Annotated in this window: 15 protein-coding genes and 1 tRNA gene; 5 read left to right on the top strand and 11 right to left on the bottom strand. The window is 62.2% G+C overall.

Annotated elements, in window-relative coordinates; translation table 11 throughout:
* Nucleotides 1-16: 16 nt before the first annotated feature.
* Nucleotides 17-1,513, top strand: a complete 1,497-nt coding sequence (locus tag C380_RS10950) for an NAD-dependent succinate-semialdehyde dehydrogenase (RefSeq protein WP_015013913.1) — start codon at nt 17-19, stop codon at nt 1,511-1,513.
* Between the two features lie 112 nt (nt 1,514-1,625).
* Here C380_RS10950 and C380_RS24980 read toward each other — a convergent pair whose 3' ends face one another.
* On the bottom strand, nt 1,626-1,904 hold the full coding sequence (locus C380_RS24980) for a hypothetical protein (RefSeq protein ID WP_148279951.1): 279 nt from the start codon (nt 1,902-1,904) through the stop codon (nt 1,626-1,628).
* A gap of 136 nt (nt 1,905-2,040) precedes the next feature.
* Between C380_RS24980 and C380_RS10945 the strand changes: the two genes are divergently transcribed.
* Nucleotides 2,041-2,114, top strand: a tRNA-Gly gene (locus C380_RS10945).
* 213 nt (nt 2,115-2,327) lie between these two features.
* Here the strand turns inward: C380_RS10945 and C380_RS10940 are convergent.
* A complete protein-coding gene (locus C380_RS10940; RefSeq protein ID WP_015013912.1) occupies nt 2,328-3,236 on the bottom strand; it encodes a pseudouridine synthase in 909 nt (302 codons plus the stop codon).
* 197 nt (nt 3,237-3,433) lie between these two features.
* On the opposite strand from C380_RS10940, the gene C380_RS10935 reads away from it, so the two are divergent.
* Nucleotides 3,434-5,605: an AsmA family protein gene (locus C380_RS10935; protein ID WP_015013911.1), complete on the top strand. Its 2,172-nt coding sequence runs from the start codon at nt 3,434-3,436 to the stop codon at nt 5,603-5,605.
* A 109-nt stretch (nt 5,606-5,714) separates the two neighbouring features.
* On the opposite strand, the gene clpA is transcribed toward C380_RS10935, so the two are convergent.
* The 3 genes from clpA to dnaE form a co-directional block, all read right to left on the bottom strand.
* Complete coding sequence (gene clpA, locus C380_RS10930) at nt 5,715-8,063, bottom strand: ATP-dependent Clp protease ATP-binding subunit ClpA (RefSeq protein ID WP_015013910.1); 2,349 nt, start codon at nt 8,061-8,063, stop codon at nt 5,715-5,717.
* A 57-nt stretch (nt 8,064-8,120) separates the two neighbouring features.
* The gene (gene clpS, locus C380_RS10925; RefSeq protein ID WP_015013909.1) at nt 8,121-8,489 is read right to left on the bottom strand and encodes an ATP-dependent Clp protease adapter ClpS; all 369 of its coding nucleotides are present in this window, start codon (nt 8,487-8,489) and stop codon (nt 8,121-8,123) included.
* A gap of 98 nt (nt 8,490-8,587) precedes the next feature.
* The gene (dnaE, locus tag C380_RS10920) at nt 8,588-12,121 is read right to left on the bottom strand and encodes a DNA polymerase III subunit alpha (RefSeq protein WP_015013908.1); all 3,534 of its coding nucleotides are present in this window, start codon (nt 12,119-12,121) and stop codon (nt 8,588-8,590) included.
* Between the two features lie 208 nt (nt 12,122-12,329).
* On the opposite strand from dnaE, the gene C380_RS10915 reads away from it, so the two are divergent.
* Nucleotides 12,330-13,127 carry an outer membrane protein assembly factor BamD gene (locus C380_RS10915; protein WP_015013907.1) on the top strand — a complete coding sequence of 266 codons (798 nt, stop codon included), beginning with the start codon at nt 12,330-12,332 and terminating at the stop codon, nt 13,125-13,127.
* On the opposite strand, the gene C380_RS10910 is transcribed toward C380_RS10915, so the two are convergent.
* A complete protein-coding gene (locus C380_RS10910) occupies nt 13,090-15,162 on the bottom strand; it encodes an ATP-dependent DNA helicase (protein WP_015013906.1) in 2,073 nt (690 codons plus the stop codon). The genes C380_RS10915 and C380_RS10910 overlap by 38 nt on opposite strands.
* Nucleotides 15,162-15,365 (bottom strand): YdcH family protein, encoded by a 204-nt coding sequence (locus C380_RS24455; RefSeq protein WP_015013905.1) that lies wholly within the window; start codon nt 15,363-15,365, stop codon nt 15,162-15,164. The genes C380_RS10910 and C380_RS24455 overlap by 1 nt, the downstream gene beginning before the upstream one ends.
* A gap of 107 nt (nt 15,366-15,472) precedes the next feature.
* Between C380_RS24455 and C380_RS10900 the strand changes: the two genes are divergently transcribed.
* Nucleotides 15,473-16,279 (top strand): PP2C family serine/threonine-protein phosphatase, encoded by an 807-nt coding sequence (locus C380_RS10900; protein ID WP_015013904.1) that lies wholly within the window; start codon nt 15,473-15,475, stop codon nt 16,277-16,279.
* A gap of 152 nt (nt 16,280-16,431) precedes the next feature.
* On the opposite strand, the gene C380_RS10895 is transcribed toward C380_RS10900, so the two are convergent.
* The 4 genes from C380_RS10895 to odhB form a co-directional block, all read right to left on the bottom strand.
* Nucleotides 16,432-17,130 carry a hypothetical protein gene (locus C380_RS10895; protein WP_015013903.1) on the bottom strand — a complete coding sequence of 233 codons (699 nt, stop codon included), beginning with the start codon at nt 17,128-17,130 and terminating at the stop codon, nt 16,432-16,434.
* Nucleotides 17,127-18,224: a cell division protein ZapE gene (gene zapE, locus C380_RS10890; protein ID WP_015013902.1), complete on the bottom strand. Its 1,098-nt coding sequence runs from the start codon at nt 18,222-18,224 to the stop codon at nt 17,127-17,129. The genes C380_RS10895 and zapE overlap by 4 nt, the downstream gene beginning before the upstream one ends.
* A gap of 80 nt (nt 18,225-18,304) precedes the next feature.
* Complete coding sequence (lpdA, locus tag C380_RS10885) at nt 18,305-19,732, bottom strand: dihydrolipoyl dehydrogenase (RefSeq protein WP_015013901.1); 1,428 nt, start codon at nt 19,730-19,732, stop codon at nt 18,305-18,307.
* A gap of 90 nt (nt 19,733-19,822) precedes the next feature.
* The gene (gene odhB, locus C380_RS10880; RefSeq protein ID WP_015013900.1) at nt 19,823-21,088 is read right to left on the bottom strand and encodes a 2-oxoglutarate dehydrogenase complex dihydrolipoyllysine-residue succinyltransferase; all 1,266 of its coding nucleotides are present in this window, start codon (nt 21,086-21,088) and stop codon (nt 19,823-19,825) included.
* Between the last annotated feature and the right edge of the window lie 26 nt (nt 21,089-21,114).

Here is a 21,114-nt window from a genome sequence, read left to right as displayed (position 1 = left end):
TTCTGGAAGCAATCCCATGGACATGAAGACCTCCCCCCTCGCCCTGCTGAACGACCCCACACTGCTCAAGACCGACGGCCTCATCAACGGCCAGTGGATCGCAGGCAGCAGCCGCTTTGATGTGAACGACCCGGCCACAGGCCTCAAGCTGGCCGATGTGGCCAACCTGGGCCCGGCCGATGCAGAGGCCGCCATTGCCGCCGCCAATGCCGCCTGGGGCCCCTGGAAGACCAAAACCGCCAAGGAGCGCAGCATCATTCTGCGCAAGTGGTTCGATCTGCTGATGGCCAACCAGGACGACTTGGGGCGCATCATGACCGCCGAGCAGGGCAAGCCACTGCCCGAGGCCAAGGGCGAGGTCGCCTACGGCGCCAGTTTTGTGGAGTGGTTTGCCGAAGAAGCCAAACGCATCAACGGCGAGACCCTGCCCCAGTTCGACAACAACCGCCGCCTGCTGGTGCTCAAGCAGCCCATCGGCGTGTGCGCGGCCATCACCCCATGGAACTTCCCGCTGGCCATGATCACGCGCAAGGTCGCGCCCGCACTGGCTGCAGGTTGCCCTGTGGTCATCAAGCCCGCCGAGCTGACGCCGCTCACCGCCCTGGCCGCCGCAGAGCTGGCCATCCGCGCGGGCATCCCGGCCGGGGTGTTCAACATCCTGCCCGCAGACAGCGACAACTCCATCGCCATCGGCAAGGTCCTGTGCGCGAGCGACGTGGTGCGCCACATCAGCTTCACGGGCAGCACCGAAGTGGGCCGCATCCTGATGGCGCAGTCGGCCCCCACGGTCAAGAAAATGTCGCTGGAACTGGGCGGCAACGCGCCCTTCATCGTGTTCGACGATGCCGATGTGGACAGCGCCGTGGAAGGCGCCTTCGCCAGCAAGTACCGCAACGCCGGCCAGACCTGTGTGTGCACCAACCGCTTTTACGTGCAGGAAGGCGTGTACGACGAGTTCGTGGCAAAGTTCGCCGCCAAGGTGAAGACGGCCAAAGTGGGCAACGGCTTTGAGGCCGGTGTGAACCAGGGCCCGCTGATCGAAGAAGCCGCACTGACCAAGGTGCAGCGCCATGTGGACGATGCACTGGCCAAGGGCGGCCAGGTGGTGGCGGGCGGCCAGCGGCTCACCGCCTTGGGCTCGGGCCAGTTCTTTGAACCCACGGTGGTCGCCAACGCCACGGCCGACATGCTCTGCGCCCGCGAGGAAACTTTCGGCCCCTTCGCCCCGGTGTTCAAGTTCAAGACCGAGCAGGAAGCCATCGACGCAGCCAACAACACCGAATTCGGCCTGGCCAGCTACTTCTACAGCCGCGACGTGGGCCGCATCTTCCGCGTGACCGAAGCGCTGGAATACGGCATGGTCGGCGCCAACGTGGGCATCCTGGCCACCGAGCACGTGCCTTTTGGCGGCGTCAAGCAGTCAGGCCTGGGCCGCGAGGGCTCGCACTACGGCATGGACGACTATGTGGAGATCAAGTACCTGTGTGTGGGAGACATCCAGAGCGGCAAATAAATGCTGGCACAAACAGCTATTAATTTGATAGCTGCTTGCACATGAATATCAAACACCAGGGCGCATTGGGAGCACAAAAATACCCCACTGCGACCTGGTACGCTCAGCAGCGTCACTCCACCGCCTGGACGCAACGGTAAGTCGCTTCGAAACGACCCACCTGATTGGCGAGTTCTGCCGCGAGGCCATACTTGGCGCAGTGCTTCTCTGCCGCCCTGAGCGCTCCATCCGAGCCCAGAGTGGAGTTTTCCCAACTGATCGACACTGATTTTTCATTTCCGACAACGATGAAATGCGCTGGCGGCGAATACGCGCAACCACCAAGACTGGTAGCCCAAACCAGCAACCAGGCTGGCACCCAAGCGGCCACAGATTTTTGAAGGCCATCCATGCGGTTACAGTGTATCGGACAGCCTCCGCTTTTCCGCAGCCGCCACTGCGGCCCAGTGAGCTCTCATGTGGTCGGACCATAGCCAAACCGGCACTGGAGTTTGAGCTTGCAGATGCTGCCTATAATCCCGACTGCTGCGGGTGTAGTTCAATGGTAGAACGGCAGCTTCCCAAGCTTCATACGAGGGTTCGATTCCCTTCACCCGCTCCATATTCCCGACATTCCAAGCCTGCCAGGCAACAACGTCTGGCAGGCTTTTTCATGGGCGAATGTCGGCATGCTGCGCCGCCTAGCGACTTGGTGCGGCAGGCCGAGGGCTCTGCCTTCGGTCACAAACCCCTTGCGCGGGGCTCAGCCCGGTCTCGTTAACGAAGTCCGCTTTGGTAGCTGCGGCCTGGAGCCACAAGCCGGCCGCCGATGAGCTCAGGGCAAGACCAGAGCCTGCTGGCTTTCAAAGACTCTCTGAACCCCTGTCACCGGATCCACAAACTCCAGTGACCTTGCCAGCAACTGCAAGGGCCGCGAATAGTCACCTTCGGGCGGGTCGTTGACCACGGGGTAGAACGGATCGTTGCGCAGCGGCAGTCCCAGGGCCGCCATGTGCACGCGCAACTGGTGCCGCTTGCCAGTGATGGGTGACAGGCGGTAGCGTGCCCAATCACCGGCCACCTCCAGCACCTGCATGTGGGTGTGGCTGTTGGGCTCGCCGGGCACTTCGTGCATGCGAAAGAACTGCGGGCTTTCTTCCAGACGGCTGGCATGGTCGCGGGGAAAGACTACGTCCGCGCGCCAGGGCGCAATCGCGTCGTAGTGCTTGATGATCTGCCGGTCACGGAACAAGGCCTGGTAGACACCACGGGTGGGCTGCTGCACCGACAACATCACCAGCCCGGCTGTATCGCGATCAATACGATGCAGAGGTGACAACTCGGGTAGCCCCAGTCGACGCTTCAGCCGCACCAGCAAGGTGTTTTGCAGATAACGACCCGAGGGCGTAACCGGCATGAAGTGAGGTTTGTCCGCCACTACCAGATACTCGTCCTGGTACAGCACGGTTTCGCTGAAGGGCAACGCGGGCTCCGCCGGGAGGCTACGGTAGTAGTAAAGACGCACACCACCCTCGAAGGGCCGTTCGGGCTGAACAGCCTGCCCGTGCTCATCCACCACATCACCCGCCTTCATGCGGTCGTACCAGCCATCACGGGACACTGCGGGCAGTCGATGCACCAGGAAATCCAGCATGCTGCCCTGCCCGCGTGTGGGCAGCACCACACAGCTGGGGCTCACCCCGTCGCGCACCGGGAGTACATGGGGATGACGGGGGTTGTGCATGGCGTGCGAATTCTAGGAGGGATCAACGTGCATAAGAACACAGCATCAGACCACGCAACGGCCAACGTGTCCCCGGAGCCCCGCACGACAAGAAGATCGTCCACGCGTTCCCACTCTGTAGGACAAGCGCGCCAAAAGGCCTGCAGCTCAGTGCGAAGGGCCCAAAGTCACGTTCTGCGGGCTAGCATGACCGTTCTATGACGAGCCCTCCGACCAACCACGATACCAACCCATCACCCCACCCCGTCGCTCAACCTGTATCCCCAAGGAAGCAAGCCAGCCGCGGGGTACGCATAGCCTGGGGTGTGGCGGCGGGCGTGATGGGGCTGCTTTTGATCGGCGCGGTGACTTTGACCCAGTGGGACTGGAACCGCGCCAAGCCCTGGCTGAACCAAGCCGCCAGCGAAGCGAGCGGACGACAGTTTGCGGTGGAAGGCGACCTGTCCGCTTCCTGGCACTGGCCGCAGCCCCTCGAAGAGGGCTGGCACCGCTGGGTACCTGGCGTCACCGTGCAGGGCACGCAGCTGGTTCTGCAAGACCCGCCAGGGTTCGCCCGCACAGGGAAGAGCGCAGAACCGCGCCCCACGGCCAGCGCGGAGGTGGCACGCGCGTCGCTCAAGCTCTGGCCGTTGCTGGCACGAGAAGTGGTGATTGATACCCTGGAACTCTCTGGTCCGGATATCTCGCTGGCTCGGCTGCGCGATGGCACCAACAACTGGACCTTCCCCCAAAAAGACCCCACCGATACGAAGACTCGCTGGACGTTCAGTGTCCATCAGCTGGTGGTTCGTAAAGGCCGACTGGGGTATTCCGACGCCACACAGGACCTTGATCTGACCGCCCGTGTCGATACCTTGCCAGAAGATACGGCAATGGCGCCGCCACACGCAGCAGCCTCGTCTGCGGCCAGCGCAGACGTTGCTTCTGGTTCCACAAGCTATGGTGTGCGATTCGATGTGACGGGTACGCTGGGCAAAGCGCGCATCGAAGGCCACGGCAAGGCCGGTTCCGTCCTCACACTGCGTGACAAGGAAGTGAACTACCTACTGCAATTCACAGCCAAGGCGGGCAGTGTGGAAACAGCGGTTCAGGGCATTTTGGCCAACCCGGGCGCCCTGTCAGGCATGGATTTTCAGGTCATGCTCAAGGGCGCCAGCATGGCGGATCTGTATCCACTCACGGGCCTGGTTCTGCCCAACACACCTGCGTTTCAAACCCAGGGCCGACTGCAGGGTAGCCTGCAGCCAGGCCGCGCCGTGTGGAACTACCGTGACTTCACCGGAACAGTCGGTCAGAGCGATCTCCACGGCAATCTGCGCTTTGTATCAGGGGCGCCGCGCGGCAAGCTGTCGGGAGCCATCACATCTAACCAATTGCGGCTTGCAGACCTGGGGCCAGTGCTCGGGAAAGCCACCACGGCGAAGGCCCCAGCGGGTCGGAATGGCAGGGTATTGCCCAACGCGGCCTTTGCCACCGATCGTTGGAGCAACATGGACATGGATCTGAAATTCTCGGGACAACGAGTGATCCGCCCCGACAGCCTGCCACTGGAAGACCTCAGCGTGCACGCGGTGCTCGACGATGCAGTGCTGCGCCTGGAGCCTTTGCATTTTGGCGTAGCCAAAGGCCAGATTGAATCAAAGCTGGTGCTGGATAGTCGCAAACGACCGCTCACCGTACGCATGGACACCCGCGTGCAAAACCTGCGACTCGCTGCCTTGTTCCCCGAGGTGGAATTGACGCGTAAAAGCCTGGGCCGGTTGGATGGGGCCATCGCATTGAATGGTCAGGGCAACTCCGTGGCGCAATGGCTCGGCACAAGCAACGGCGAGGCGCGCCTGTATGTGCGCGAGGGAACCCTGAGCCGCGAACTGCTGGACCGCGCTGCGCTCAACGTCGGCAGCATTGTGATTGGCAAACTGTTTGGCGACGACAAGGAGGTGCAGCTCCGTTGCGCAGTGGCAGACCTGGCAGTGCGCGAAGGGGTCGCCACAGTACGCACTGCCAAGCTGAGCACCAACGAAGCGGTGGTGGATGTCACCGGCACCATCGACATGGCGGACGAACGCCTGAACCTGAGCGTGAAACCTGCATCCCTGGAGTGGAAGTTCTTTTCTTTGCGCACTCCGTTGTATGTACGTGGCACGTTGGGCAAGCCCGACGTGGGCGCAGAACCGGGCCCCTTGCTGCTGCGTGCAGGTGCAGCCATTGCCGCTGCGGTGGCCGCACCTGCAGCGTTGGCGCTGATACCGGTCACAGTCCCCGGCGCTGACGACGATGCGCAGTGTGCTCCCTTGCTTGCGCAGGCCACACAACCGGTCAAGGCGGGGCGTGCTCGCGCTCCGGCCACGCGCACCCCAGCACGCTAGAAAACACCTATACATCGCCTCTGGTGGTGTATACCCCCAGCGGCCATCACCAATGAAAAAGCCCACGGTTGACGCCGTGGGCTTTCGCGGACTTGCGAGGAACGCAAGGTCAGTCGGTCGTTGCCTCTTCCGGCTCTGCAGGTTCAGACTTCGCCGAGCGCTCCTTCTTGGGCAAAGGCTGGATGTCCAGAAGAACTTCGGGTGTTTCCACCCCCTTGTCGTCCTTCTTCATCTCGATGTCCACAGTCAGGCGCCCACCCTCGGTCAGGCGGCCAAACAGCAGCTCGTCGGCCAAGGCACGGCGGATCGTGTCCTGAATCAGTCGCTGCATTGGGCGCGCGCCCATCAGGGGGTCGAAGCCTTTCTTCGCCAGATGCTTGCGCAAGGCGTCGGTGAAGGTGACTTCCACCTTCTTTTCGGCCAGCTGCGTTTCCAGCTGCAGCAGGAACTTGTCCACCACGCGCAGGATGATCTGTTCGTCGAGCGCCTTGAAGTTGACGATGGCATCCAGCCGGTTGCGGAACTCGGGCGTGAACAGGCGCTTGATATCGCCCATCTCGTCGCCCGCCTGCCGCGGGTTGGTAAAGCCGATGGTCGCCTTGTTCATGGTCTCGGCGCCGGCATTCGTGGTCATGATGATGAGCACGTTGCGGAAGTCGGCCTTGCGGCCGTTGTTGTCCGTCAGCGTGCCATGGTCCATGACCTGCAGCAGCACATTAAAGATGTCCGGGTGCGCCTTCTCGATTTCATCGAGCAGAAGCACCGCGTGTGGCTTCTTCGTGATGGCTTCGGTCAGCAGACCCCCCTGGTCAAAGCCCACGTAGCCCGGGGGCGCGCCAATCAGGCGGCTCACAGCATGGCGCTCCATGTACTCGGACATATCGAAGCGGATCAGCTCGATGCCCATGATGTAGGCGAGCTGTTTGGCCGCTTCGGTCTTGCCGACACCCGTGGGACCGCTGAACAGGAACGAGCCGATGGGCTTGTCGCCCTTGCCCAGACCCGAACGCGCCATCTTGACAGCGCTGGCGAGCACCTCAAGCGCCTTGTCCTGACCGAACACCACGCTCTTGAGATCACGCTCCAGAGTCTGCAGCTTGCCACGGTCGTCGTTGCTGACATTGGCGGGCGGAATGCGCGCGATCTTGGCCACGATCTCTTCGATCTCGGCCTTCCCGATGGTCTTCTTGCGCTTGCTGGGCACCAGGATGCGCTGCGCGGCACCGGCCTCATCGATCACGTCGATGGCTTTATCAGGCAAATGGCGGTCGTTGATGTACTTGGCACTCAGTTCGGCTGCAGCCTGCAGGGCTGCAGCAGCGTACTTCACGCTGTGGTGCTCTTCAAAGCGGCTCTTGAGGCCCTTCAAGATGTCGATGGTCTCGGCCACGCTGGGCTCGACCACATCCACCTTCTGAAAGCGGCGGGACAAGGCCGCATCCTTTTCGAAGATGCCACGGTATTCCGTAAAGGTGGTCGCGCCGATGCACTTGAGCTGGCCGCTGGAAAGCGCCGGCTTGAGCAGGTTGGATGCATCCAGCGTGCCGCCCGAGGCCGCGCCCGCACCGATCAGGGTGTGAATCTCGTCAATGAACAGGATGGCGTTGGGCTTGTCCTTGAGCGACTTGAGCACGCCTTTCAGGCGCTGCTCAAAATCGCCACGGTACTTGGTGCCCGCAAGCAGCGCGCCCATGTCGAGCGAGTACACCGTGGCCTCGGCCAGAATCTCAGGCACGTCGTTCTGCGTGATGCGCCAGGCCAGACCCTCAGCAATCGCGGTCTTGCCCACACCGGCTTCGCCCACCAGCAGAGGGTTGTTCTTGCGGCGGCGGCACAGAATCTGGATCGTGCGCTCGACCTCGTAGTTCCGGCCGATCAGCGGGTCGATCTTGCCGTCCTTGGCCGCTTGGTTCAGGTTCTGGGTGAACTGTTCCAGCGGCGAGGCCTTTTCATTGCGCTCGCCACCACCGCCTTCTTCGCCCTCGGCCTGGTTCTCGGCCTTGGCGGGTTCTGGCGGCTCGCCCTTCTTGATGCCGTGGGCAATGAAGTTGACCACGTCCAGGCGCGTGACGCCCTGCTGGTGCAGGTAGTACACGGCGTGCGAATCTTTCTCGCCGAAGATGGCCACGAGTACATTGGCGCCGGTCACCTCTTTCTTGCCGTTGCCCGTGGACTGCACGTGCATGATGGCGCGCTGGATGACCCGCTGGAAGCCCAGCGTGGGTTGCGTATCCACCTCGTCGGTCCCGGCGACCTGAGGCGTATTGTCTTTGATGAAGTTCGACAGCGATGAACGCAGATCATCGATGTTGGCCGAACATGCGCGCAGCACCTCCGCTGCGCTGGGGTTATCGAGCAATGCAAGCAACAGATGCTCCACGGTGATGAACTCGTGGCGCTGCTGACGGGCCTCAACAAAGGCCATGTGCAAGCTGACTTCCAGTTCCTGGGCAATCATGTGAACTCCTTTGTGCTTGCGTGGAAGGGATAACTGTAGATCGGGACAAAAGACCTGTTATTCAACAGGCTCACTGACACATTGCAGTGGGTGGCCCGCCTTGAGGGCGGCGTCAAGCACTTGCTCTACCTTGGTGGCAGCCACATCGCGCGAATAAACGCCGCAAACGCCTTTGCCATCAAGGTGGATCTTCAACATGATCTGGGTGGCCGTTTCGCGGTCCTTGCTGAAAAACTCCTGCAGCACCACGATGACGAACTCCATGGGCGTGTAGTCGTCATTGAGCATGACCACCTGGTACATCTGGGGCGGCTGGGTCTTTTGGGTGCGCCTCTCGAGCACGACCGAACCGCCGTCATCCCGCGCAGGCCGAGTCACCGGCGGCGCGGTGGGGGGTGAAGGTGGTTTTGTTGCCATGAAAATCATTCTAGCGACCCGAAGAAGGTGCTGCTGCAGGAGAAGCTGGTTGTGGGGCAGGTATTTTTCAAGCCAGCCGTTGACCGAAACTCTGGCAGAACAATCCGTCACTCATAGACTACATTGGCTGCACCAGCGCCTACTTGGGCCGTCCACGCTGCAAGGGCCGCATCGCTGGGGTAAAAACGCGCGTTTTCGCCCAGTTGCAACTCCGCCACTGCGGCCGCGTCGTCCGACTGGCAGCGCACACCCATGCGCACGCGCAGCCCGTGCACCAGTTCCCCCTCGGCGACCTCTTCACGCACCGGTGGAAACTCGCGCACCAGGCGTGGCACATCTGGCGCCTTGTCACCCACGGTCACATGCAGATATTTGCCAAACCGGCAACGCGCGCCCGCCAAATCCCACACCTGCTGCACCTTGACGCGCAGGCCGCCGCTGAAGTGGTCCAGCTGCAACCTTCCCATCATCACCACAAACTCGTCCTCCTTGAGCTGGTTGCGGTAGGTATTGAGCAGCGCTTCATCCGCAGACGCTTCGATCACTGCAGACTTGTCGTCCAGTTTGAAGAGCCCCAGCTTGCCACGTTGCCCGTTGATGACCCGGAAGTCGCTGATGATGCCGGCCAGGACCTGGGGCTCACGGCTATCCAGCAGCTCGTCGATCTGTGTGCGCACAAAACGGCGCACCTCCGTCGCCACTTCATCAAATAGGTGGCCAGACAGATAGAACCCAACGGCAGTTTTTTCCAGCGTGAGCCGCTCCTTGATGCCCCAGGGCGTTGCATCCACCAGGTCTGGTTCCTGCGTGCTGGAGCCATGGGCGTCGTCGCCCATCATGTCGAACAACCCCCCCTGGTTCACGTTGGCAAGCATTGCGGCGGCGAAGTCAAACGCACGGTCAATCGAAGCGACCAGGGCTGCCCGGTTGAGATGGATGGTGTCAAAGGCGCCAGCCTTGATCAGTGCTTCCACCGTGCGCTTGTTCATGCGGGCCTTGTCCACCCGCACACAGAAATCAAACAAACTCTTGAAAGGCCCCTTCGTCGAGCCCTGTGGCCCCTCTCCACGCCCTTCGCGGGCGGCGACGATGGCTTCAATCGCCTGTTGACCCGTGCCTTTCACGGCCCCCAGGCCATAACGGATGATCTTGTCGGTGACGGGTTCGAACCGGTAAAAGCCCCGATTCACATCCGGCGGCTCAAACGACAGCCCCATCTTTTGCGCGTCTTCAAACAACACCTTGAGCTTGTCGGTGTCATCCATTTCCACCGTCATGTTGGCGCAGAAGAACTCGGCGGTGTAGTGCACCTTGAGCCAGCCGGTGTGATACGCCAGCAGGGAATAAGCAGCTGCGTGCGACTTGTTGAAGCCGTAGCCCGCAAACTTCTCCATCAAGTCGAACACCTCGTCAGCCTTCTCCTGGCTAATGCCCTTCTCGGCAGCTCCCTTGCGGAAAATGGCGCGGTGCTCGGCCATTTCCTCGGCCTTCTTCTTGCCCATGGCCCGGCGCAGCATGTCGGCGCCGCCCAGGCTGTATCCGCCCAGGACCTGAGCGGTTTGCATCACCTGCTCCTGGTACACCATGATCCCGTAAGTCTCGGCCAGCACGGGCTCCACCAGCGGGTGGGGGTAGATGACCTCTTCCTTGCCATGTTTCCGATTCACGAAGCTGGGAATCAGGTCCATGGGCCCTGGCCGGTACAACGCGTTCAGGGCGATCAGGTCTTCCAGCCGGCTGGGGCGCGCCTCTTTCAACATGCCCTGCATGCCGCGGCTTTCAAACTGGAACACCGCTTCGGTCTTGCCCTCGGAGAACAGCCGGTACGTCGGCCCGTCGTCGAGCGGAATGTTCTCGAACGCAAAGTTCTCCTGGCCCTTGTGGCGTTTGATGATGAACTCGCGCGCAATCTCCAGAATGGTGAGCGTTGCCAACCCCAGAAAGTCGAACTTGACCAGTCCGATGGCTTCCACGTCGTCCTTGTCGTACTGGCTCACGGCCGACTCGCTGCCCGGCTGCTGGTACAGCGGGCAGAAATCGGTGAGTTTGCCAGGCGCGATCAACACGCCGCCGGCATGCATGCCGATGTTGCGCGTCATGCCCTCGAGCTTTTGCGCCATCTCGATGACGGTCTTGACGTCTTCTTCCTTGCGCACGCGCTCGTAAAGCATGGGCTCCAGCTCCAGCGCGTAGTTGTTCTTGTCGCCTTCCTTTTTCACCTCAGGCGGATAGGCCAGGGTGTAGGACATGCCGGGCTTGCCGGGCACCAGCTTGGAGATGCCATCACAGAATGTGTAGCTCATGTCCATGACCCGGCCCACGTCGCGGATCGCAGCCTTGGCCGCCATCGTGCCGAAGGTGGCGATCTGGCTCACAGCGTTCTTGCCGTATTTGTCCTTGACATAGTCAATCACCCGATCGCGGTTGGACTGGCAGAAATCGATGTCGAAGTCAGGCATCGACACGCGCTCTGGGTTCAGAAAGCGCTCGAACAGCAGGTTGTATTGCAGCGGGTCCAGGTCGGTGATCTTCAGCGCATAGGCGACCAGCGAACCGGCACCCGAACCACGGCCCGGCCCCACCGGGCAGCCATTGTTCTTCGCCCACTGAATGAAGTCACCCACGATCAGGAAGTAACCGGGAAACCCCATCTTGAGAATGGTGCCCAGCTCGAACTCCAGTCGCTCCACGTAGCGTGGTCGCTGCTTGTCTCTTTCGGCCTCGTCAGGGAAGAGATGCTTCAGGCGCTCCTCCAACCCTTCGAACGACGCGTAGCGAAAATACTCATCGATGGGCATGCCATTGGGCGTCGGAAAGTCCGGTAACTGCGGTTTGCCCAACACCAGGGTCAGATTGCAGCGTTGCGCAATCTCGACCGTATTGGCAATGGCCGATGGCAGGTCGGCAAACAAGGCCTCCATCTCCGCAGAGGTCTTGAAATACTGGTCGCGGGTGAACTTGCGCACCCGGCGGGGGTTGGCCAGGATTTCCCCTTCAGCGATGCAGATGCGGGCCTCGTGCGCCTCGTAATCGTCAGGACCAGCAAACTGAATCGGGTGGGTTGCCACGACAGGCAGACTCAGTCGTGCAGCGAGCTGGGCTGCAGCAACCACATGGGCTTCATCGTCAGTGCGGCCAGCGCGTTGAAGTTCCACATAAAACCGGTGCGGGAAAATGCCCGCCAGACGCAACGCAATGTCCGCAGCGCCCGACTCATCCCCCTTCATAAGCGCCTGCCCAACCGGACCGGCCTGAGCGCCAGATAAAGCGATCAATCCCTCGGATAACTCCTCCAGCCATGCCCAGGTGCTCAACGCCAGGTTTTTCACAACGTTGCGCGTCCAGGCGCGGGCCAACAGCTCCGAAAGGTTCAGATACCCCTGCCGACTCTGAACCAGAACGATGAGACGCGACGGGGGTGCACCCGCCTCGCCTTCGAGAAAGATCTCCGCCCCCAGGATGGGCTTGACACCCTTGCCCCGCGCTTCCTTGTAGAACTTGATCGCGCCAAAAAGATTGTTGAGATCGGTGATAGCCAGAGCGGGCTGGCCGTCTTTGGCAGCGGCTTTGGCCACCTCGTCGATGCGATTGGTACCGTCAACGACGGAGAACTCGGTGTGCAGGCGCAAATGAACAAACATGCAGGCATTGTAGAAACCTCGGCGGCTCACGGTAGCACTGGCGCCCGCCGCGCCTTGGCGCGGCAGGCGCCGCCGGTACAATGCTTTTTCGTGCCTGAAATGGTGGTGGCAGCTTGTGTGTCGGGTGTGTTCAGTGCACTCGCCCACAGCAAAACCCCTGAGCCCCTTTTGGTGCACCTTCTTTTTTCTTTGCTGAAAGCTGCTTGCGATGCTGCGTGCCCCACTGCCCCTTGTTTCCGCCCTGCTGCTGGCTGGTTTGCTGGCTGGCTGCTCCAGCACCACGGTCGATAAAACGGCGGGCTGGAGCCCCAATCGCATTCACTCGGAAGCCCAGGACGAGATGAACAGCGGGGCCTACGACAAGGCCGTTCCGCTGCTGGAAAAGCTGGAGGGTCGTGCTGCAGGGACCCCTCTAGCCCAACAGGCGCAGATCGACAAGGCCTATGCCCACTACAAGGCGGGCGAAAAAGCGCAGGCCATCGCCACGCTCGACCGGTTCATGAAGCTGCACCCTGCAAGCCCGGCTCTGGACTATGCGCTGTACCTGAAAGGCCTGGTCAACTTCAACGACAACCTGGGCCTGTTCTCGTTCATCTCGCGCCAAGACCTGTCCGAGCGCGACCAGAAGGCTGCCAAAGACTCCTTTGAAGCTTTCAGCGAACTGGTCACGCGCTTTCCTGAATCCCGCTACGCGCAGGACTCGCGCCAGCGCATGACCTACATCGTCAATTCGCTGGCGCAGTATGAAGTGCATGTGGCGCGCTACTACTTCCAGCGTGGCGCCTATGTGGCAGCCATTGGCCGCGCGCAAGTGGCACTGGCCGACTACCAGGGCGTGCCAGCGCTTGAAGAAGCGCTGTATATCCTGATCCAGTCCTACGACGCGCTCGGAATGACCCAGCTGCGCGACGACGCCCGACGCGTAATGGACAAGTCCTACCCACAAAGCGCCTATCTGAATGGCGGCTTCAAGGGCAAGTCGGATCCGTGGTGGAAGGTTTGGTAAGCGCCATCAACGCAGACTCGAATTCTTCGGGCGATTCCAGCCTGCGCATCGGAGGCAATGCGGCCAGCAAGCGCTTGCCGTAACCCATCGTCACGAGGCGTGTATCGCCCACCACCAAAATACCCCGGTCGGTTTCATGCCGGATCAAGCGCCCGGCCCCTTGCTTGAGTGCAACCGCAGCCTCCGGCAGTGCGTACGATGTAAACGCTTTGCCACCCGCCCTTTCGATGTGCTGGGTGCGCGCCTCCACCAACGGATCTCCCGGGGGTGGGAACGGCAGCTTGTCGATGACCACCAGTTGCAGAGCATCGCCCGGCACATCAAACCCTTCCCAGAACGAAGCCGAGGCCACCAGCACACAACCCGGTCGGCCGTGTGACGCGCCTTCGCGAAAACGCTCCATCAAGCGCCGCTTGGGCCACTCCCCCTGCACCAACACCTCCAACGCGCCGGAGGTCTGCCAACGTGCTTTGAGGGCATCGCCAATGGTGCGCAAGGCCTTGAGCGTGGTGGTCAGCACCAGCGCACGCCCGCCCAGCGGCTCGGCGGCCAGCGCAACCCACTCCGCCACACTGCGGCTGTGGGACGGATCCGCAGGCGATGGCAACTGGCGCGGCACATACAAAGCCGCCTGTCGGGCATAGTCAAACGGACTGGCCACGCGAAGGATGCGTGCATCCTTCAGTCCGGCTCGTTCGGTGAACCAGGTCAAGGCCTCATCGGCACCCAGCGTCGCAGACGTGAAAATCCACGCCCTGCCCATATTTGCGGCCGGCTCTTCAGGCCAGGCTTCGCACTCCGAGGTTTCTGCGGGCAACGTCAGAATCCGGGTGCGCATGGCATCTGCAATGTCCAGCGGAGACTCGATCAGGCGCAACTGGTTGCCCACATCGAGCCAACGTACCGCATCGGCCTGACAAGGCCCAGAAAACCTGGCCAGCCGTGCCAACAGTGCACTGCCACGTTCGTACAGACGCTCCAGATCGGGCGATATTTCGCTCACTGTGTCCAGCGCCTCCAGCGACTGCGCACATGCAGATCCCAATGCGCGCAACGCGGCATGCCTCGCAGCGCCCGATAGACCCTCGGGAGCCTCTTCCGTCCAGCGCACTCTGGCCCCTGCTGCAACGCCATTCGCTCCCTGGAAAATCGCGTTGCCTACAACCAGACGAAGGTCCCGCGCAGACAACTCCAGAAGCTGCGACAGCCCCGCCCAGTCCGCCAAGCCGCGTGCATGCTGCAATCCGGCGATCAGCAGGTCGCGGGCAAAGTCCATCCATTGCCCCGTGGAAATCTGCGTCCCCAAAAACTGAACGCCGGTCTCATTGATCTGGTGGGCCTCATCGAAAACGACCACACGCACCGTCGGTAGCAGCTCGGCCATGCCCGACTCGCGCACCGCCACATCGGCAAAGAACAGGTGGTGATTGATGACCACAATGTCCGCAGCCAACGCTTCGCGCCGCGCGCGGTGGACATGGCATTCCCGAAAGCGAGGACACGAGGACCCCAGGCAGTTCTCACGCGTCGAGGTAACCAGCGGAATCACCGGCGAGCGCTCATCCAATCCGGTCAGCTCGGCCAGATCCCCGGATACGGTCTGGCGCGACCAGTCCTCCACCTTGGCCAGCACGCGGGCAACGCCACGGTCCTGGGCCTGGACATCCAGGCGTGCCTGCTGCATGCGATGCAGACATAAATAACTGGCGCGCCCCTTCAGCAGGGCCATGCGAACGGGCTGCCCCAGGATCTGGGCCAGCCGAGGCAGGTCGCGCGCGAACAACTGGTCCTGCAGGGCCTTGGTCGCTGTAGACAACAGCACCCGCTCACCACTCAGCAAGGCGGGCACCAGATAGGCGTAGGTCTTGCCCACACCGGTACCCGCCTCCACCACCAGCGCGCCCCCTTCTGCAATGGTCTGAGCCACCGCAACGGCCATCTGGGTCTGGCCGTCACGCGGTTGAAAATGCCCGTCCGCCCGAGCCAACACACCACCGGGGGCAAACACCTCGGGCACCATGGCCACCAGCGACATCAGGCAGGCTCTTGGGGTGCGAGTTGCCGCTCCAGCCGCTCCATGGCGTCCCGCAGCACCAGCCGGCGCTTTTTGAGACGGCGCAAGGTGAGTTCGTCGGGCGCCGCGTCGGGCGTACACCGGTCGATGAGCGCATCGAGATCGGCGTGTTCCATGCGCAGTTCGATCAACTGGCGGTGGGGGGAGTGCAGACTGGGTTTCAAGGCAGAGGGCCACGGGCATGGCAAAAATGCCACAGGCGGGCGGATAATACGCGCTTGGCCCGCTTTCCACGACAGGCGTTCGCGTAGGCTCCCCCACAATCTGCAGCATGACCAAAGCGTTTCGCCTCATCGCCTCCACCGGCATCCACAAGGGTGACCGCGAATACCAGCAAGACCAGGTGGCACTGATCTCCCATGAACGGCACAACGGCTGCGTGCTGGGTGTGGTCGCCGACGGGATGGGTGGCCGCAGCGGCGGGCGCAAGGCGTCGGACCAGGTCATGATGACGGCGCGCCAGTTGTTCGAGCGCTATTCGCCCGACACCGACGACCCGGTGGCAATGCTCAAGAACATGGTCGAAGAGGCGCACATCGTCATTCGGCTGACCGCCATCTCGGCAGAGCAAGAACCCCACAGCACCATCGCGGCGTTTCTCATCAACCCCCGGGGTGACTGCCACTGGGTCCATGCGGGCGACTCGCGCATCTATCACTTTCAGGGTTCCCGGCTGGCGTTTCGCACCAGCGACCACTCCTATGTGCAAGCGCTGGTCGACCGGGGTGAGCTGACGGAAGCCGAGGCCAACAACCATCCCCACTCCAACATCCTGGTGGGCTGCCTGGGCACCGAAAGTGACCCGCCCATCACGACCCATGTGATTCCGCAGCTTCAGCCGGGCGATGTCTTGCTGGCCTGTAGTGACGGGGTGTGGCACTACTTTTCTCCTACTGAGCTGGCATCGGTGGTCGATTCACTGTCCCCCCGGGAGGCGACAGAGTTCCTGATTGAAAAAGCCCGCTCCCGCGCACGTGGAGGCGGCGATAACCTGTCGCTGGTGGTCGTCAAGATCGAGGCGTTGGCCGAAGAGAAAAAGATTGCGCGCCTGACGCCCCTGGACATGGGCCGGCCCTGAGGATCTCGTCCGCTCCACCAGCCGGGAGCAGGGGTAGTGCAGGGATTTCATCGGGTAGTGATGAGACTGCCCCACCCTGCCTCCCTATTGGCTGATGTGCCTGGGATCTCCCGCCCCTTCTGATCGCCTGTCCCCCTGCGGGTTTTCCCAATTCAACGCATCGGCGCAGACGCGGCAGGCGCCGGCAAGGGCGCAGCAGGTTTGCGGCCTTGGGCCAAGGCATCGGCTCTGGATTTTTCAACCCGCGCGCGACGCTCGTCCGCAGCCTGGAGCGCCTGTTCATGTTTGGCACGCGACTGGGCCGCGCGATCCGCGTTGGCGGCAGCACGTGTGGCCTGCTCAGTCGCCTGAGCCTGGGCGCGGCTGTTTTGTTGCTGCGCGCGTTGGTGCGCTTCTGTGTCGCGCTGCGCCTTGGCAGCGTCCGGGTCAGCCGCCGGCTTGCGAACCTGTGCCTCGGCACGCTTGGCCGCAGGGGGGACGGCCGTTTGCTTGTCCTCGATGGCCCGCAGGCGCTCTGCCGCTTTCTCCCTGCGCTCGGCGTCGTTGAGTTCCATTTCCTGCGCGCGCAGTCGGTCGTGGGTCTCCCGCGCCTTGGCGCGTACGCCGCGCAAGCAGTCCTCTACCGCAAAGCGCTGGTAGCACACCGCCTCTTCCTGATGGCGCCGGGCTGTCAGCGCCTCGCGTTCGCGTGCGATACGGTCACGCTCCGTCTTTCGATGCGCTGCTGCCGACGCAGATGCGGAGTCTGCCCCCGCCTCCGTGGCAGCACGGGCCGGAGCAACCAGCACAGGCACCACTGAGCAAGCCAGCACCACCAACGCAGCCCACAAACGCCCACCGGTCTTGCTCATGTCAACCCCGTATCCACCGTGCGGCGCTCAAGCGCCAGAAATTCCTTGGATTGCATCTCGTTGAGCCGCGACACCGTGCGTGGAAACTCGTGCGCCAGTGGCCCCTCGGTATACAGCTGCTCAGGCGGCACGGCCGCCGACAGAATGAGCTTGACGCGCCGGTCGTACAGCACGTCCACCAGCCAGGTAAACCGCCGCGCTGGCGATGCCATGCTCACGGGCATGTACGGAACATCGGACAGCAGCACGGTGTGGAACTGCGTCGCAATCTCCAGATAGTCGTTCTGCGACCGGGGCCCGCCGCAGAGAGTCTTGAAGTCAAACCACACCACCCCGCCAGCCTTGCGCCGGGCTCGAATTTCGCGCGCTTCGATATGCAGCACGGGGTCTTCGTCATGCACTTCGGCGAGCTGGTCAAACGCCTGGTTCATCTCGGCGTCCGCCTCGGGGCCCAGTGGCGTGTGATACAGCTTCACATGCTCCAGCGTCCGGCGGCGATAGTCGGTGCCGTTGTCCACGTTGACCACTTCAAGCCGCTCATTGAGCAGGTCAATCGCCGGCAGGATGCGGTCGCGATGCAGCCCACCGGGGTAAAGGTCGTCCGGCTTGAAATTGGAAGTGGTCACGAAGCCGACGCCGTTGTCGAACAACGCCACCAGCAACCGGTGCAGGATCATCGCGTCCGTGATATCCGCAACATGGAACTCATCAAAACAGATGAGCTTGTAGCGTTTGGCGATGCGCTCGCCCAACACGTCCAGCGGATTGACGGTGCCCTGAAGGGCTGCGAGTTCGCGATGGACTTCGCGCATGAATTCGTGAAAGTGCAAACGCACCTTGCGCTTCAGGGGCACAGCGTCAAAAAAGCACTCCATCAAAAAGCTCTTGCCCCGCCCCACGCCGCCGTACATGTAGACGCCACGCGGAATCTCGGGGCGGTTGATCAGCTTCTTGATCGCGTTGGAGCGCCGTGCCTTGTACTGAGCCCACTCGTCAGCACAGCGCTGCAGGGCATCCACTGCACGCAGCTGGGCGGGATCGCTTTGGTAGCCTTTGGCGGCCAGCTCGGCCAGGTAAGCCTGTTTGACGGTCACTTTGTGGATGCTCTGATACTACAAAAATAATAGCTACAGGCGCATGTAAATCATGCGCTTGCAGCTGATTGAAGCCTCAATCAGAAGTTCAGAGTGCGCTTGTCCACTGCCAGCGCTGCTTCTTTGGTGGCTTCGCTCAGGCTGGGGTGGGCGTGGCAGATGCGCGCGATGTCTTCGCTGCTGGCCTTGAACTCCATGGCCACCACGGCCTCGGCGATCAGTTCGCTGGCCTGTGGGCCCACGATGTGCACGCCCAGAATTTCATCGGTCTCAGCGTCCGCCAGCATCTTGACCATGCCGGTGGTGTCGCCCAGCGCGCGTGCGCGGCCGTTGGCGAGGAACGGGAAGCTGCCAGCCTTGTACTTGACGCCATCGGCCTTGAGCTGCTGCTCGGTGCGGCCCACCCATGCAATCTCGGGGCTGGTGTAGATGACCCAAGGGATGGTGTTGAAGTTGACGTGCCCGTGCTGGCCTGCAATGCGCTCAGCCACGGCAACGCCTTCTTCCTCGGCCTTGTGCGCCAGCATCGGGCCACGCACCACGTCGCCCACCGCCCAGACGCCCGGCAGGTTGGTCTTGCAATCGCCGTCCACCACGATGGCACCGCGCTCGTCCAGTTGGAGGCCCACGGCTTCGGTGTTCAGGCCGATGGTGTTCGGCACGCGGCCAATGGAGACGATGAGCTTGTCCACATCCAGCGATTGGGCTTCGCCCTTGGCGTTGGTGTAGGCAATGCTCACGCCCTTCTTGCTGGTCTTGATCTCGCCGACCTTCACGCCCAGCTCGATCTTCAGGCCCTGCTTATCGAAGGCCTTCTTGGCTTCCTTGGCGATCTGCTCGTCCACGGCACCCAGGAAGGTCGGCAGGCCTTCAAGGATGGTGACTTCAGCACCCAGGCGACGCCACACCGAGCCCATTTCCAGGCCGATCACGCCCGAGCCGATCAGGCCCAGCTTCTTGGGCACGGCACCGACGCGCAGCGCGCCATCGTTGGACAGCACCAGTTCTTCATCAAACGGCGTGCCGGGCAGCGCACGGGCGTTGGAGCCGGTGGCGATGATGATCTGCTTGCCGGTCAGGGTCTCTTCAGCGGCCCCAGCCACCTTGATCTCGTAGCCACCTTCGACGGCCTTGGCGAACGAGCCACGGCCGTGGAAGAAGCTGACCTTGTTCTTCTTGAACAGGTACAGGATGCCGTCGTTGTTCTGCTTCACAACGGTGTCCTTGCGGGCAATCATTTTGGCCACGTCCATCTTGACGCCGGTCGCCGTGATGCCGTGCTCGGCAAAGTGCTTGTTGGCATGCTCGAAGTGCTCGGACGACTGCAGCAGCGCCTTGGAGGGGATGCAGCCCACATTGGTGCAGGTGCCGCCGGGTGCGGGGCCGCCCTTGTCGTTCTTCCACTCGTCGATACAGGCGACGTTGAAGCCCAGCTGGGCGGCGCGGATGGCGGCAATGTAGCCACCGGGGCCGCCACCGATGACGATCACATCAAATTGTTTGCTCATGGGAAATCTCGTTCAGTCAGTTGGAGAAAGACCCACCGGCGGGCAGGACCAGAGGCCGGGCCACGCGGGTGGGTCGATGCAGTCAGGGGATCAGATGTCGAACAGCAGGCGCGATGGGTCTTCCAGCGCGTCCTTCATCGCCACCAGGCCCAGCACGGCTTCGCGGCCGTCGATGATGCGGTGGTCATAGGACATGGCCAGGTAGTTCATCGGGCGGATCACGATCTGGCCGTTTTCGACCACGGCGCGGTCCTTGGTGGCGTGTACGCCCAGGATGGCCGACTGGGGCGGGTTGATGATGGGTGTGGACAGCATGGAGCCGAACGTGCCGCCATTGGAGATGGAGAACGTACCGCCGGTCATTTCTTCAATGCCCAGCTTGCCTTCAGCAGCCTTCTTGCCGAACTCGGCGATCTTCTTCTCGATGTCGGCGAAGCTCATCTGGTCTGCATTGCGGAGGATGGGCACCACCAAACCGCGTGGCGAACCCACGGCGATACCGATGTCGAAATAGCCGTGGTAGACGATGTCGTTGCCGTCCACCGATGCATTCAGCACGGGGTACTTCTTCAGGGCGTGCACAGCAGCCTTCACGAAGAAGGACATGAAGCCCAGCTTGGTGCCGTGTTCCTTGGTGAAGCTGTCCTGGAACTTCTTGCGCAGGTCCATCACGGGGGCCATGTTCACTTCGTTGAAGGTGGTCAGGATGGCGTTGGTCGACTGCGACTGCAGCAGACGCTCGGCCACACGGGCGCGCAGGCGGCTCATGGGCACGCGCTGCTCGGGACGGCCGCTCAGGTCTTCCTTGCCGGCAGGCGCTGCCACCTGGGGCAGTGCCTTGGTGGGCACGCCAGTGGGAATCACGCTGGGCGCAGCCACGGCAGCCTTGGCGCCGCCCGCCACAGCGGCCAGCACATCACCCTTGGTCACGCGGCCATCCTTGCCCGAGCCGGCCACAGCCGAGACAGACAGGTTGTTGTCGGCCAACAGCTTGGCGGCGGCAGGCATGGCCACATCGCCCTTGGAGCTGCCAGTAGCTGCGGGGGCGGCAGCAGGTGCTGCCGCAGCCACGGGAGCTGCGGCTGCCGGAGCAGGAGCTGCAGCACCGGCCTTGCCTTCGGTGTCTATCTTGGCGATGAGCTGGTCCGCCACCACGGTGGCGCCGTCGCCCTGGATGATTTCTGCCAGCACGCCAGCGGCGGGCGCTGGCACTTCGAGCACAACCTTGTCGGTTTCGATTTCGATCAGGATTTCGTCCACAGCCACGGCTTCACCGGCCTTTTTCTTCCAGGTCAGCATGGTGGCTTCGGCCACGGATTCGGACAGCTGGGGGACTTTGACTTCTACGATAGCCATATCAATTCTTTCGGAATGGGGTTTTG

The organism is Acidovorax sp. KKS102 (assembly GCF_000302535.1).
GTDB lineage: Bacteria > Pseudomonadota > Gammaproteobacteria > Burkholderiales > Burkholderiaceae_C > Acidovorax.
This window is presented reverse-complemented; position numbering and strand designations above follow the sequence as displayed.

What these genes read in the sequence shown, in the direction of transcription:
- C380_RS10950 (WP_015013913.1), top strand. Translation starts at nt 17, where the DNA reads ATGGACATGAAGACCTCCCCCCTCGCCCTGCTGAACGACCCCACACTG.
- C380_RS24980 (WP_148279951.1), bottom strand. Translation starts at nt 1,904, where the DNA reads ATGGATGGCCTTCAAAAATCTGTGGCCGCTTGGGTGCCAGCCTGGTTG.
- C380_RS10940 (WP_015013912.1), bottom strand. Translation starts at nt 3,236, where the DNA reads ATGCACAACCCCCGTCATCCCCATGTACTCCCGGTGCGCGACGGGGTG.
- C380_RS10935 (WP_015013911.1), top strand. Translation starts at nt 3,434, where the DNA reads ATGACGAGCCCTCCGACCAACCACGATACCAACCCATCACCCCACCCC.
- clpA (WP_015013910.1), bottom strand. Translation starts at nt 8,063, where the DNA reads ATGATTGCCCAGGAACTGGAAGTCAGCTTGCACATGGCCTTTGTTGAG.
- clpS (WP_015013909.1), bottom strand. Translation starts at nt 8,489, where the DNA reads ATGATTTTCATGGCAACAAAACCACCTTCACCCCCCACCGCGCCGCCG.
- dnaE (WP_015013908.1), bottom strand. Translation starts at nt 12,121, where the DNA reads ATGTTTGTTCATTTGCGCCTGCACACCGAGTTCTCCGTCGTTGACGGT.
- C380_RS10915 (WP_015013907.1), top strand. Translation starts at nt 12,330, where the DNA reads ATGCTGCGTGCCCCACTGCCCCTTGTTTCCGCCCTGCTGCTGGCTGGT.
- C380_RS10910 (WP_015013906.1), bottom strand. Translation starts at nt 15,162, where the DNA reads ATGTCGCTGGTGGCCATGGTGCCCGAGGTGTTTGCCCCCGGTGGTGTG.
- C380_RS10900 (WP_015013904.1), top strand. Translation starts at nt 15,473, where the DNA reads ATGACCAAAGCGTTTCGCCTCATCGCCTCCACCGGCATCCACAAGGGT.
- C380_RS10895 (WP_015013903.1), bottom strand. Translation starts at nt 17,130, where the DNA reads ATGAGCAAGACCGGTGGGCGTTTGTGGGCTGCGTTGGTGGTGCTGGCT.
- lpdA (WP_015013901.1), bottom strand. Translation starts at nt 19,732, where the DNA reads ATGAGCAAACAATTTGATGTGATCGTCATCGGTGGCGGCCCCGGTGGC.
- odhB (WP_015013900.1), bottom strand. Translation starts at nt 21,088, where the DNA reads ATGGCTATCGTAGAAGTCAAAGTCCCCCAGCTGTCCGAATCCGTGGCC.